The sequence below is a fragment of the Larsenimonas salina genome (genome assembly GCF_023736155.1).
GTDB lineage: Bacteria > Pseudomonadota > Gammaproteobacteria > Pseudomonadales > Halomonadaceae > Larsenimonas > Larsenimonas salina.
Genome location: NZ_JAMLJJ010000001.1, coordinates 1065339 through 1078537, shown reverse-complemented (window position 1 = coordinate 1078537; position 13199 = coordinate 1065339). Strand labels below are relative to the sequence as shown.

Here is a 13199-nt window from a genome sequence, read left to right as displayed (position 1 = left end):
GCGCAAAAGCCTTGGCAGAGCGATGCGGTGGTGCGTTCCAGGCGGGTGGGTCTACCTTTAGTCGACAGGCGAACGTGCTTGTACTGTCTGAGCCCTGGCGCCTGCACACTTTCATCATGGCAAGGGAGTGCCCATGAGTGTCGAAGACCCGATCGATTATCGCGCCCATCCGCAAGAGTACCGCATCGGCCGCGGGGAGCAGGGTGTGTTTAAGGTTCAGCCCTATAAGGGGGAGCTGTTGCCGCATTGGCAGTTCAAGACCCCGGACGTCGCCGAGCAGTCCGCGAAGATGATCTACGGAAAGTTTCTGGACTACGGCGAGCGCGATGAGTTTGTCGGTATGGACATGGCTCGCAAGTACCTTCAAATGGGCTATACCCGCTCACAGCGCTACGCCCGCAACAAGGGCGGACGCAAGAACGCGAAAGCAAATGAGCCAGCAGATGACACGCCTTACTACGACCCCGAAAAAGCCCGCTCGGCCGAAATCTTCATGAGTTATCTGAAAAAGGCCAAGGCTGACCCGCACTATCAAGCGCTCAAGGAGGCGCACAAAAAACGCCAGTCAAAGTAAGCCTCAGGATGCGCTTTTCACCCGGATAAGACCTTCCTGCATGACGGTCGCTACGCGTACGCCGTAGCGGTCGTAGAGTGCCCCCTGGCATAGACCGCGTCCGCCGCCGGTCCAGGACGTTGTCATATCGAACAGGAGCCAGTCGGTCGGGTCGGCGTGCTCGTGAAACCAGAGCGCGTGGTCAAGGCTTGCGATCTGAAGGTCAGAGTCGCGAAAGTCGCGGTCGTGGGGCTTCAGGCTGGTGGCGAGCAGATAGAAATCCGAGCAGTAAGCCAGAAGCACCTGGGAGAGTACCGGTGTCAATCTGGTGTGTCCGTTCAGTCGAAACCAGTGCTGGTGGCGCGTGGGTTCGTTCGTGGGAACGTTTAGAAACTCGATAGGGTGCTGGCCCGGATAGCGGGTAACCTTTGCGCCAGCATCGATCAGATCCTCCGGCATGGTCAGTGCCTCGTGGTCATGCTGGTGGCTGAGGCCGGATTCGGCGCGCTGAAACGACGCGCTACAGATAAAGAGCGTGGTATCGCCCTGGGTGGCGACGACGCGGCGGGTCGAAAAGCTGCCGCCATCGCGCAGGGATTCAACGGCGTAGTCGACCGGCCGGTGTGGATCACCGGCTGAGATAAAGTAGCTGTGAAGGGAATGGGCTACCCGGTCTTCGTCGACGCTGTCCTGGGCGGCGTAAAGGGCTTGTCCCAGCACTTGGCCCCCGAACAGCTGGGGCAGTCCCAGATCCTGACTCTGGCCTTGAAAACGGTCAGAAGACAGTGGTGCCGGGCTCATGAGCCGGGTCAGGGTGTCGAGCGGGTCTGACATGGTCAACTCCGAAAACATCGATGTAAGAACAGAAACGGTCATGATGACGCCCCATAGGGTCGAGTACACTGGGGGCTCATGAATTAGCGAAAGTGTAGCGTAGATGGCTCGTGATGAATTCTTTATGCACCGTGCGCTGGATCAGGCGCGTCTGGCTCTGGCCGAAGGAGAAGTGCCGATCGGGGCGGTGGTCGTGAACGCCGAGGGCGTAATCATCGGGGCGGGGTACAACGCGCCGCGTCGCGATCACGACCCGACTGCCCACGCCGAAATCCAGGCGCTGAGAGCGGCGTCGGCCGAGTGCGGTAACTACCGGCTTCAGGGGTGCACGGTCTATGTCACGCTCGAGCCGTGCATGATGTGCCTGGGCGCGATGATCCACGCCCGCATCGAGCGCGTGGTCTATGGCGCCCGTGAACCGCGTACCGGCATGCTGGCCTCGGTGGCGAATCTTGCCGATCAGCCCTGGTTCAACCATCGGGTCAACCATCAGGGCGGGGTACTGGCCACGCCCTGCAAGCGACTTCTGACCGAGTTCTTCAAGACACGTCGCGCCGAGTAAATTCGGTCACTCCTTGGCAATAACCAACTGATCTCGTCCCTGCTGCTTGGCGCGGTAGAGCGCTTCATCGGCGCGAATGATCAACTGCTCGATGTCTTCCTGAAATCCCAGGGCCACGCCGAGACTGACCGTCACCGGGCGTTGGGTCAGCGGATGAATCAGCCCTGTGGCATCCACGGCCGCGCGAATGGTCTTTTCGAGTGCCCCTGGGCAGAGCTCGTGTTGGGCGAACAGCGCGATGAACTCTTCCCCGCCGTAGCGGGCAAGCGAGCCCTGGTAGCGTGACACCGAGCTTGAAAGCGCCGAGGCGATTCCTTTCAGGAAACGGTCGCCCTGATGGTGGCCGAGGCGGTCGTTGATGGCCTTGAAGTGGTCGATGTCGATCATGGCGACCGCGATGGCGCGTGACGGATGGTTTTGAACCTGATGGATGAAGTGACGCCGGTTGGCAAGGCCGGTCAGTTCGTCGTGGTGGGCCAGCCACTCCACCTGATACTGAAGGAGCTTTCGCTGCTCGATTTCCTGCTCCAGCCGCGCCTTGGCCTTTTGCGCCTTGTGACGCTGATCGTTGATCTGGCGGTTGAGGCGTACAAGCGCGAAGGTCATCAGCGCGAAGATCAGGCCAGTGACCAGTACGATATCGGCCAGGTTGCCATGCTCGTCTGCAAGCCATCTCTGGGTCGGTGCCGTGCAAAGCGTCAGCCCGGAGTCGCCGATGGCAAGCATGTTGCAGTAGCGAAGGTCGCTGATCTTCTCGCTCGGGGCCCGGCTATAGAGCGTATCGCCCTTAAGGATGACGCTCAGCGCGACCCGGTGTTCGCTCAGGTAATCGTTCAATGAATCAAGCAGCGCCGGAATGCTTAGAATGCTGACGGTGGCGCCGATCACGTGGCCGTTTTGCGAATGGCTTGAAAAGTAATACATGAGGCTTGGCACCTGACCATCAAGCAGCACGATCTGTGTATCGCTTGAGGTGGTGGGTGAAAAGTCCGGCTCATGGGCATCAAGGGGCGGGGCTACCGCGCTGAGCGGTTTACCGATGACGTCCTCATGTGCTGCCCCGCGGCTCTGGTAGCGCTCGATCACGCCGGAGGGCGAAACGAAGGCCAGCGCCTTTTCAAACGTGAACGTATCGAAGTAGATCGATACGATCGCCTGCCATTGGGCCTGCGTCGGCGCTTGATCGAGCATGTTCCAGATACGGTTGAGGTGCTCCATCGACTGATCGTGGCTTTCCAGCGCCTGATCGAGCTGCTCGAGGACGTCGTTACTGATGGTCCGAGAGTCGCTGTTCAAGCGGTACTGCATTTGAACGTTCTGATAATGCCAGTACACAAGCGATGTGCTCATGACAAACGCCCCAAGAATCAGCGCAGTAAGTGTCGGGCGGTAGGGGTGATAGCGCCGCCTCAGAAGGCGCGGATCGATTTTCGACAGCGCGATCAAGAGAAGGCCGGCCAGCAGCGGCAGCGGCAATGGCCGAACCTCGTGCAGCGTGTCGTTTGCCTGCAGATAGAACTGAAGCGTGAGCAGCGTGACCGCCATGACAATGATCATCGGCGCGCAGAGCCGCGCAAAACGTCCACCGCTCCGGTAAAACGCCAACAAAATGATCGCCAGTAGCCCGATCAGGGCCGGTTGGTCGTAATACGTCAGGTGGCCAAAGCTTACGCGGTCGAACAGGCTGTGCCACTGCTCTTGATTGACCCAGCTGGTCGGCATCACGTAGCAGGCAAGTATTGGAACGATCAATGCCAGATAACCGACATTAAGCGCGCGCGAAAGCCGGAGACGTGCGCGAAAAAAGGGCCGTCCAAGGGCTAGATACAGCAGGCCGCCGAAACAGAGCAGCCCATTGGACAGGATCGGTTCCTGTCCGAATGCGCCGACAATGAGCAACGCAGCAACGAGCTGCGCGAGTTCAGTCCACCGGCGGAACAGTATTGAAATCAGGGAGCTGGTCATCGTCCTTGATGCGATTGGGTGGTGAAAACCGTCGCTGATTACGGGTCACGTAATCGAGCATGGCGTAATAGCGCTGGATATTTCGAACGTAATACACCGCGATATGTCCAGGTGCGTAGCCGTGGGCAACCTGTTGGTACCAATGGCGTTTCTGGAGAAGCGGCAGTGCGGCCTTGATGTTCTCCCAGGTGTCCGGGTTCTTTCCTTGAAGCCGAACCAGTTTTCGCGCGTCGAGAATGTGGCCAAGCCCGATGTTGTAGGAGGCAAGCGCCGCCCAGGTACGGTCAGGCTCTTCAAGGCCATCCGGCAGCCGCGCCTTGATGCTTTTCAGGTAGCGCGCGCCGCCGTCGATACTTTGAGCGGCGTCTCGCCGGTTTGCAATACCCATTCGGCGAGCCGTTGGTCGGGTCAGCATCATAAGCCCGCGAACGCCGGTCGGCGAGACGGCGTTCGGATTCCAGTGCGATTCCTGATACCCAAGCGCCGCCAAAAGCTTCCAGTCGAGCCCGGTGTCGTCACTGGCCTCTTTGAACAGGGCCTCGTAGCGGGGCAGGGTGGTCTTGATCTGGTGATTGAACCGGCGGGCACCGACGTATTCGAGGTAATTGTCCTCGCCGAAGTATTGATGAATCAACGCAAGCAGGCGGCCTGAGCTTCGCTGTTGGTCGATGAATCGGTTGGCCGCCTCGACCAGGCCGAGGCTTCCCTTCGCAGGAAAGGCCCACACCAGCGATTGAGGCGGGCCAAGCGGAAAGCCGTTTTCGACCTGAGGGTAAAACAGTCTGTTTAGCCGGAACTGATGGTCGAAGATCACGGCGGCGTCCAGTCGGCCGTCGTTGATCAGTTGCATGAGGTCGGTGACCTCAAGCGTCGAGGTTTCTTTCCAGCTCAGTGTCGGCAACTGGTCTTGAGCCTTTCGAAGGGCCTTGCCCGGCCCCGAGTTCGCCAGGACGACCACGTCGAGATCAGCCAGATCCTCAAGCGTTGTCGGGCGTCGGTCGCCGCGGTGATAGATCACCAGCGGCTGTGCGTTCATCAGGGGCTTGCTGTAATGCACGCCGGGCGTGCCCGGCGCGAGCGGCAGGCCCGCCGCCCCGAGATCCGCGTCGTGGTGACGTACGGCGCTCAGCACGCCCGCGATATTGTGTTCGCGGTCGACCGCCAGGCGAACGCCAAGCCGGTCACCGAGGCGGCGAAAAAGTTCGTACTCAAAGCCGGTCGAGCCCTGGCGCCCCTCATAGAACGAGGTTGGCGTATTGCGGCTGTAGACCTGCAGAAACTCGCGTTTCTTGATCGGCTCGAGACTGGCGTCGCGCTTTACGAACGCGTGTTCCGGAATCGCCATGAGACCCGCCATGGCCAGAAACGGCATCAGGCCCGGCGAGCCTTTCAAAAGCCAGCGTTGAAGGGCGCCGATCATGATGAGGTACCGAAGGCGTTGAATGCGTGAGGCGTCACGGGTGCTTGGGCTCCTGCGTGAAAGGGATGCATTGTCGCGCCAGCACGACATCTCGTTTCGCCTCGACGGCGGCTTTCGAGTATCATGCCCCCCGCGACCCGAGACCTTCGGGACAATGACTTTTCATTCATGCTGCTGCAGAGGCTTCCTTCGTCATGCTCGAACTGCGAGGCGCGAGTGCCCTTTCTTCCTTTCGTCATGCCAAATTGTTGAGCGTGTTACGCGAAACGGGTGCCGAGATCGATCATCTTGACGCGACATACGCGTACTTCATTGCCACCCGGCGCGACCTTGACGAGGCGGCCCTGGCGCGCTTGACCTCGCTTTTGGATGCCCGCGTCGATGTGCCTGCGCCTTCTGGTCATCACGTACTGGTCGTGCCCCGGCTGGGCACGTTATCTCCGTGGTCATCGAAAGCCACCGAGATCGCGCGTAACTGCAACCTGGACGGTGTGTCCCGCATCGAGCGGGGCATCGCCTACGATATCACGTTCAAAACCGAACCGAATGACCAGACCGTGCATGCCGTACTCGGTCACCTGCACGACCGTATGACGGAAAGCGTGCTTGCCGAGGCCAGCGAGGCCGAGCGTCTGTTCGAGGAACAGCCGCCGCGCGAGCTTGCCTTTGTCGATGTTATCGGCGGTGGGCGCGGTGAACTGGAGTCGGCCAACCAAACTCTGGGGCTTGCGCTTGCCGACGACGAAATCGATTACCTGATTGAGGCCTTCGGCCAGCTTGGACGCAACCCGAGCGACGTCGAGTTGATGATGTTTGCCCAGGCCAACTCCGAGCACTGCCGGCACAAGATCTTCAACGCCTCCTGGTCGATCGACGGCGAAGCGCAGTCGCACTCGCTGTTCAAGATGATTCGCAACACCCATCAGCAAAACGGCGAGAACGTGTTGTCTGCCTACAGTGACAACGCCGCGATCATCAAGGGTGTGACGGCCGGCCGGTTCTTCCCGGCGCCGAACACACACACGTATGGCTACCATCAGGAACCGATTCACATCCTGATGAAGGTGGAAACCCACAACCACCCGACCGCGATCGCGCCGTACCCTGGTGCCGCGACCGGTGCCGGCGGTGAGATTCGAGACGAGGGCGCCACCGGCATTGGCGGCAAGCCTAAGGCGGGTCTGACCGGCTTTACGGTCTCGAACCTGCGCATTCCCGAGTTCGTCCAGCCGTGGGAGGCCTTCGACTACGGCAAGCCCGGGCGCATCAAGAGCGCCATGGACATCATGATCGAGGCGCCGATCGGCTCCGCCGCGTTCAACAACGAGTTCGGCCGGCCCAACCTCAACGGCTACTTCCGAACCTACGAGCAGGATGTGATCAGCGGCAACGGCGTCGAACGTCGTGGTTATCACAAGCCGATCATGCTGGCCGGCGGCTACGGCAATATCCGTGACGGCCACGTGGACAAGCGCGAGATTCCGGTTGGCGCCAAGCTGATCGTGATGGGCGGGCCGTCCATGCTGATCGGCCTCGGCGGCGGCGCGGCCTCGAGCACGGCCTCAGGCCAGTCCAGCGAAGACCTTGATTTCGCCTCCGTTCAGCGTGAAAACCCCGAGATGGAGCGTCGTGTCCAGGAAGTCATCGACCGCTGCTGGGGTATGGGTGACGACAACCCGATTCGGTTCATTCACGACGTCGGCGCCGGGGGGCTCTCCAATGCGTTGCCGGAGCTTGTAAAGGACGGCGATCGGGGTGGGCTGTTCCAGCTCAGAGACATTCCAAGCGCCGAATCCGGGATGAGCCCGCTGGAGCTTTGGTGCAACGAAGCGCAGGAGCGCTACGTGCTGGCGGTGGCGCCCGAACAGCTCGAGGCCTTCGATGCCCTGTGCGTGCGTGAGCGCTGCCTCTACGCCGTCGTCGGCGAAGCGATGGAAGAGCATCACCTGGAAGTAAGGGATGGCCACTTCAATACCTCGCCCATCGACCTGCCGATGAGCCTGCTCTTTGGCAAGACGCCCAAGATGCACCGTGAATTCACTCGGCAGTCGCATGAGCTTGCCGGTGTCATGCTCGATAATCTCGACCTTCACGAGGCGATGACCCGCGTGCTGCATCTGCCGGCGGTCGGGTCCAAGAGCTTCTTGATCACCATCGGTGACCGCTCGATCACAGGGCAGGTCGTACGTGATCAGATGGTTGGCCCCTGGCAGGTGCCGGTGGCGGACTGCGCCGTGACCACAGCAGGCTACGACACCCACGCGGGTGAGGCGATGGCGATGGGTGAGCGGACACCGGCCGCGCTGATTTCGGCGCCGGCGTCGGCCCGAATGGCGGTGGCCGAGGTCATCACCAACCTCGCCGGCACGCCGGTCGAACGGCTTTCCGACATCAAGCTCTCGGCCAACTGGATGAGCGCTGCGGACCATCCGGGCGAAAACCAGGCGCTTTATGAGGCGGTCCACGCCGTGGGCATGGAGTTGTGCCCGTCGCTTGGGCTTGCGATTCCGGTCGGCAAGGACTCGATGTCGATGCGTACCGCCTGGAACGATGACGACCGTGAAAAAGCGGTGACCTCACCGCTGTCGCTGATCGTGTCCGGTTTTACGCCAGTCACCGATACCATGAAGACGCTGACGCCGGAGCTCAAGCGCGGTGAAGGCGAGACCGATCTGATTCTGATCGATCTCGGCCGTGGCAAGAATCGCCTTGGTGGCTCGGCGCTGGCTCAGGTCTACGGTCAGCTCGGCGCCGAGACGCCGGACGTTGATGACCCTGAAGATCTGATGGCCTTTTTCTCGGTCATGCAGGGCTTGAACGCCGAGGGGGCGCTTCTGGCCTATCACGACCGCTCTGACGGCGGCATGTTGACCACGCTGGTCGAAATGGCGTTTGCAGGCCATGTCGGCCTCGATATCAATCTGGACTGGCTCGCCGAGGCGCCGGCCGAGGCCACCAACGCGCTCTTTAGTGAAGAGCTCGGTGCCGTGGTTCAGGTCCGCCGCAAGGACACCGAAGCGGTGCTGGCCCAGCTCAATGCGGCAGGGTTTGACGGCGCCTGTGGGGTGGTGGCACACCCGCGTGAGGACGATGTGATCCGTGTGGCGCTCTTCGGGGAGCCTCTGATCGAATCCACGCGCGTGGAAGCTCAGCGCATCTGGGCGGAGACCAGCTATCAGTTGCAGGCGCGCCGCGATAACCCGGCGTGCGCCAAATCCGAGTACGACAGCCTGCTGGACGCGCGCGACCCGGGCCTGTTCGCGGAGCTGTCGTTTGACGTCGATGAGGACGTGGCCGCCCCGTTTATCAATAGCGGCGCTCGCCCGAAAATGGCGGTGCTTCGTGAGCAGGGCGTCAACGGTCACATGGAGATGGCGGCGGCGTTTGACCGCGCCGGTTTCGAGGCTATTGATGTGCACATGAGCGATGTGCTTTCCGGTCGCGTGTCGCTTGCCGAGATGCAGGGACTGGTGGCCTGTGGCGGATTCTCGTTCGGTGATGTCCTTGGCGCCGGCGGCGGCTGGGCCAAGTCGATCCTGTTCAACGACCGGGCACGCGATGAGTTCGAGGCGTTCTTCAACCGAGATGACAGCCTGGCGCTTGGCGTGTGCAATGGCTGTCAGATGCTGTCGCAGCTTAAATCGCTGATTCCGGGCGCCGAGCACTGGCCGCGATTCGTTCGTAACGAGTCCGAGCAGTTCGAGGCGCGCGTGTCGATGATTCAGGTCGAGTCCTCGCCGTCGCTGTTTTTGAACGGTATGGAGGGCTCACGCCTGCCGGTGGCGGTCGCTCATGGCGAAGGCCGGGTCGAGGCCTCGAGCGATCAGCTTCGAGCGCTTCAGGACAGCGGGCTCGTCTCGATGCGCTACATCGACAACCACGGCCAGATCACCACGCGTTATCCGGCCAATCCCAACGGGTCGCCGTCAGGGGTCACCGGCCTAACGACCACGGATGGACGAGTCACCATCATGATGCCCCATCCGGAGCGGGTTGCCCGGGCGGTTACCAACTCCTGGCGTCCGGACGATTGGACTCAGGACGGTGGCTGGATGCGTCTGTTCCGTAACGCACGGACCTGGCTTAAGTAATACGCCGCGCATCAGCGTTGAAAGGGCCGCACACCAGTGCGGCCCTTTTCGTTTGGGACTCATTTGTTTCGGGCTCGCTTGTTTCGGGGCGCGCTTGTTTCGGGTGCGAGGTGGTCTGGTTAATCGAGGGGCGCGGTCGTCAGGCCACCGGCGTGGGGCGAGCATCCTTTTGAGGGGATACCCCGAAGTAGCGCTTGTACTCCCGGCTGAACTGGGACGGGCTCAGATACCCCACCGTGCGCGCAACCGAACTCACGTTTTGTTCGGCCTGGGCCAGCAGGCGGCGGGCGTTCAGGAGTCGCACCTGCTTTTGGTACTGAAGCGGGGACAGCCCGGTGATCTGTTTGAAATGGTAATAGAACGCGGACGTGCTCATGTGGACGGTACGCGCCAGCGCCTCGACCGAAAACGCCTCATCGAACTGGGTTTGAATATGCTCGAGCACGCGCCCGATGCGCGCGTAGGCATGTTGCCCCTGCTGATAGAGCAGGTGCTTGAGCGCGTCGCCCTGGGGGCCGCGTAGCGCGTGAAAGATGGCTTCCCGCAGGCGGTCCTCACCGAGCGCCGCCGCCATGACCGGGTCATCGAGGCAGTCGAGCAGGCGAAGCAGGCTCTCGATCAGCGTATCGTCGAGTGCGATGGCCTCCATCGGGTAGGGTGGCTCGGGCGCCGGTGGTGGCAGGTGTCGAACCAGTGTGGTCAGCCGCTCGGGGGTAATGCGGATCAAGAGTCCCAGTAGTGGGGCGTCCGCGCTGGCACGCGTTTCGCACTCGAACGGCAGCGGCATGGCCTGAATCAGGTAATGCCCAGCGCCGTAGTACAGCGTGCGGTCGCTCAAGTGGGCGTACTTTCGCCCTTGCGCGATGATCACAAGACCCGGTTCATAGAGTTGGGGCTGGCGCGATTGGCTTGTGTGCAGGCGCATGGTTTGAAGCGCGGCCATTGAGGTCGGCTGAATCCCTTCCTGCCTGGCGTGAGTGTCGATGCGCTCGATCAGGCACTCGAGCCGCTGGCCGTTCAACGACGGGCTGTCCTCGGTGGCACACATGCTGGAAGTGTCCTCAAGCATTTGAGACGGGCTTGGCCTTGCCGGAGGCGCGCCCGATCTTTCGGGCGCGGGTGGGCTCACGCGCTGGCAGGCTCGACATGGTGTTCGAGCGGGGCGGTCAGCATCTCGTTAACGCCGTCACGGTAGGGCAAATAGTGGGGCATGTGCGTGTGGTGTTCGAAGGCGGCGCGGTCGGTGAAGCGGGCCGTTAAGGTCACGACAGTGTCGCCGTCGCCTGCGGTATCGAGCTCGAACTGTTCGCAGCCGATCTCGAACGCGAGTGATTCATCGGCGTCGTGACGGGCCATCGCCAGGAAGTCATCCAGGGCGTCGGAGGCGACGGTGTAGCGTTGGGTCATGATGACGGCTGAAGTGCTCACGAGGGGTTCCCTTCTGGTAGTGGAGGATAAGTGGGTGAAAATATGCTCAGTGAATGCGCGGGGCATGGCCCATGCCGAGACGCTCATGAAGCTCGCCGGTGGCGCTTTTCAAAAGCTCGACCAGCCCAGGCAGCAGGGCGGCGCCCTGATCGGGGCCGCTGACGAACTGCTCGACGCTCAGGTGCAGGCCCTCGCTGTGCAGTACGATCTTGGCGGCCTTGATGGCGTTCATTACATCGTTGGCCGCCTCGAGCAGAATGGCGCTGTCGTCGTCGGCCGAGGTCTGCCAGGCGTTTGGCAATATCAGCTGGAAGAACGCCGGCTCATCGTCGGCAACGACCAGCATGAACTCGATGTCGTCGCTGATCAGCCGGGCAGCGTGGGGGTCGACCACCTCGCTTTCGATGCCGTGTGCGTCCAGAGGCGTTAGGTAGCGCGCCAGATTGGGGTTTGGCTCCATGCGTTCTCCTGGTGGTGCCGCTTGTTTCATGACTCGGCCGGCCTCATCATGGGCCCCGGTCTGTTGTGGTGTCCAGGTTCATTATGTCTTTAGCGCTTCGCCCTTACCAAACGGAAGCCGTGCGTCGGGTCGTGCGCCACTTCAAGACGTCGAGCGACCCGGCCGTCGTCGTTTTGCCAACCGGCAGTGGCAAGAGTCTGGTGATCGCCGAGCTTGCCCGGCTGGCGCGCGGGCGCGTGCTGGTGCTCGCCCACGTTCGCGAGCTGGTCGAGCAAAACCACGCCAAATACGAGGCCTATGGTCTGTCGGCCGACATTTTCAGCGCCGGCCTTTCTCGCAAGGGCAGTGCCCGGCAGGTGGTGTTTGGTTCCGTACAGTCGGTTGCCAACGGTCTCGAGGCATTCGAGGGCGGTGATTTCACGCTTTTAGTGATTGATGAGTGCCACCGCGTGGCGATCACGGAAGATGCAGAACGTGCGTCACAGTACCAGCGCGTGATAGAGCATTTGAGGGCGGCCCGGCCCGATCTCAAGGTGCTGGGGCTTACAGCGACGCCGTTTCGGCTCGGCCATGGCGCGATCTATCACCGCCATTATCATGGCATGGTGCGCGGGCCCGAGGACGCCTTCTTTCGCGACTGCGTGTTCGAGCAGCCCCTTCGGGTGATGGTGCGCCAGGGCTATCTCAGCGAGCCGGTGCTGATCGATGCACCGATCGCCAGCTACGATTTTTCCCACCTCGTGTATGGCAACCGCTCGGCGCCGAGCGAGGCCGAACTGAATCGGGTGGTGCAGGGCAATCGGGCGACGCCGCGGATCATCGAGGATGTGCTCGAGCGTGCCCGGGACCGCTCTGGGGTGATGATCTTTGCAGCGACCGTTGCCCACGCCGAAGAAGTGCTTGGCTATTTGCCCCTTGATGAATCGGCCCTGATTACCGGGGCAACGCCTGGGGAGGCGCGTGAGCGCCTGATCGAGGCGTTCAAGGCGCGCCAGCTCAAGTACCTGGTCAATGTGTCGGTATTGACGACGGGGTTCGACGCCCCGCATGTGGACGTGATCGCGATCTTGCGTCCGACCCAGTCGGTCGGGCTTTATCAGCAGATTGTGGGGCGTGGGCTTCGGCTGGCGCCGGACAAGAAGGATTGCCTGGTGCTCGATTACGCCGGCAACCCCTGGGGATTGTACGAGCCGGAGCTTGCCGCGCCCAAGCCCGCCGGCGACACCGAGCTTGTTCAGGTAACGTGCCCTCAGTGCACGTTCGCCAATATGTTCTGGGGCAAGATGGACGGTGAAGTGCTGCTTGAGCATTACGGTCGGCGCTGTCAGGGCCTGGTCGAGACCGAGACGGGTAAGCGGATTCAATGCGATTACCGTTTCCGGTTCAAGACCTGCCCGCAGTGCGGGGCGGAAACCGACATTGCCGCCAGGCAGTGCCATGCCTGCCAGACGCTGTTGGTCGATGCCGACACCAAACTGCGTGACGCCCTGAAGCTCAAGGACGCCAAGGTACTGCGCGTGTCAGGGATGGAGCTTGTGGCGACGCCCAACGGTCGCGGGATGACGCGGCTGAAGGTTGTCTATCACGATGAGGACGGCGCGACCCTTGAGGAGTGGTTTGCGCTTGATACCGGCCCGCAGCGCCATGCGTTTGAGCGGGCGTTTTTGCGGGCGCACCGCCGCGTTCCGGGCGAGACGTGGGTGCCGAGTTCGTGCGAGGACATGGTTGCCCGGCGCGATCAGGTACGCGCGCCGGACTTCGTCATTGCGCGGAAAGTCGGTCGGTACTGGAACATTCGAGAAAAACTCTTTGATTATGAAGGGCGATTTCGAACCGCGGACAGCGCTTCCTGACGCATGAGTCGATACACTGGTACAATGCGTTTT

General features: G+C 61.6%; 10 protein-coding genes. 4 read left to right on the top strand and 6 right to left on the bottom strand.

The window, feature by feature from the left end:
• Positions 1 to 133 precede the first annotated feature (133 nt).
• Positions 134 to 574: a DUF4385 domain-containing protein gene (locus NAT23_RS05145; protein ID WP_251926148.1), complete on the top strand. Its 441-nt coding sequence runs from the start codon at positions 134 to 136 to the stop codon at positions 572 to 574.
• A 3-nt stretch (positions 575 to 577) separates the two neighbouring features.
• Here the strand turns inward: NAT23_RS05145 and NAT23_RS05140 are convergent, their stop codons facing one another.
• Positions 578 to 1429, bottom strand: coding sequence for an acyl-CoA thioesterase (locus NAT23_RS05140; protein WP_251926144.1), 852 nt, complete (start codon positions 1427 to 1429; stop codon positions 578 to 580).
• Positions 1430 to 1490: 61 nt separating this feature from the next.
• Between NAT23_RS05140 and tadA the strand changes: the two genes are divergently transcribed.
• Positions 1491 to 1949 carry a tRNA adenosine(34) deaminase TadA gene (tadA, locus tag NAT23_RS05135; protein ID WP_251926143.1) on the top strand — a complete coding sequence of 153 codons (459 nt, stop codon included), beginning with the start codon at positions 1491 to 1493 and terminating at the stop codon, positions 1947 to 1949.
• 6 nt (positions 1950 to 1955) lie between these two features.
• Here the strand turns inward: tadA and NAT23_RS05130 are convergent, their stop codons facing one another.
• Together NAT23_RS05130 and mltF are read right to left on the bottom strand one after the other, a co-directional pair.
• Positions 1956 to 3914 carry a GGDEF domain-containing protein gene (locus NAT23_RS05130; protein WP_251926142.1) on the bottom strand — a complete coding sequence of 653 codons (1959 nt, stop codon included), beginning with the start codon at positions 3912 to 3914 and terminating at the stop codon, positions 1956 to 1958.
• On the bottom strand, positions 3871 to 5334 hold the full coding sequence (gene mltF / locus NAT23_RS05125) for a membrane-bound lytic murein transglycosylase MltF (RefSeq protein ID WP_251926140.1): 1464 nt from the start codon (positions 5332 to 5334) through the stop codon (positions 3871 to 3873). Before mltF ends, NAT23_RS05130 begins: the two co-directional genes overlap by 44 nt.
• Positions 5335 to 5528: 194 nt before the next feature.
• On the opposite strand from mltF, the gene purL reads away from it, so the two are divergent.
• Complete coding sequence (purL, locus tag NAT23_RS05120) at positions 5529 to 9425, top strand: phosphoribosylformylglycinamidine synthase (protein ID WP_251926138.1); 3897 nt, start codon at positions 5529 to 5531, stop codon at positions 9423 to 9425.
• 139 nt (positions 9426 to 9564) lie between these two features.
• Here purL and NAT23_RS05115 read toward each other — a convergent pair whose 3' ends face one another.
• The 3 genes from NAT23_RS05115 to NAT23_RS05105 all read right to left on the bottom strand — a co-directional run bounded on the left by NAT23_RS05115 (position 9565) and on the right by NAT23_RS05105 (position 11313).
• Entirely contained in the window at positions 9565 to 10473 is a 909-nt protein-coding gene (locus tag NAT23_RS05115; RefSeq protein WP_251926137.1) for an AraC family transcriptional regulator, read from the bottom strand.
• Positions 10474 to 10550: 77 nt separating this feature from the next.
• Positions 10551 to 10853, bottom strand: a complete 303-nt coding sequence (locus NAT23_RS05110; protein ID WP_251926135.1) for a putative quinol monooxygenase — start codon at positions 10851 to 10853, stop codon at positions 10551 to 10553.
• A 46-nt stretch (positions 10854 to 10899) separates the two neighbouring features.
• A complete protein-coding gene (locus tag NAT23_RS05105) occupies positions 10900 to 11313 on the bottom strand; it encodes a hypothetical protein (protein WP_251926134.1) in 414 nt (137 codons plus the stop codon).
• 83 nt (positions 11314 to 11396) lie between these two features.
• Between NAT23_RS05105 and radD the strand changes: the two genes are divergently transcribed.
• Positions 11397 to 13166, top strand: a complete 1770-nt coding sequence (radD, locus tag NAT23_RS05100) for a DNA repair helicase RadD (protein WP_251926133.1) — start codon at positions 11397 to 11399, stop codon at positions 13164 to 13166.
• The last annotated feature ends 33 nt before the right edge of the window (positions 13167 to 13199 follow it).

Excerpts from the sequence above, each read along its gene's own strand:
- NAT23_RS05145 (WP_251926148.1), top strand. The coding sequence starts at position 134 with ATGAGTGTCGAAGACCCGATCGATTATCGCGCCCATCCGCAAGAGTAC.
- NAT23_RS05105 (WP_251926134.1), bottom strand. The coding sequence starts at position 11,313 with ATGGAGCCAAACCCCAATCTGGCGCGCTACCTAACGCCTCTGGACGCA.
- tadA (WP_251926143.1), top strand. The coding sequence starts at position 1,491 with ATGGCTCGTGATGAATTCTTTATGCACCGTGCGCTGGATCAGGCGCGT.
- purL (WP_251926138.1), top strand. The coding sequence starts at position 5,529 with ATGCTCGAACTGCGAGGCGCGAGTGCCCTTTCTTCCTTTCGTCATGCC.
- mltF (WP_251926140.1), bottom strand. The coding sequence starts at position 5,334 with ATGATCGGCGCCCTTCAACGCTGGCTTTTGAAAGGCTCGCCGGGCCTG.
- NAT23_RS05130 (WP_251926142.1), bottom strand. The coding sequence starts at position 3,914 with ATGACCAGCTCCCTGATTTCAATACTGTTCCGCCGGTGGACTGAACTC.
- radD (WP_251926133.1), top strand. The coding sequence starts at position 11,397 with ATGTCTTTAGCGCTTCGCCCTTACCAAACGGAAGCCGTGCGTCGGGTC.
- NAT23_RS05115 (WP_251926137.1), bottom strand. The coding sequence starts at position 10,473 with ATGTGTGCCACCGAGGACAGCCCGTCGTTGAACGGCCAGCGGCTCGAG.
- NAT23_RS05140 (WP_251926144.1), bottom strand. The coding sequence starts at position 1,429 with ATGACCGTTTCTGTTCTTACATCGATGTTTTCGGAGTTGACCATGTCA.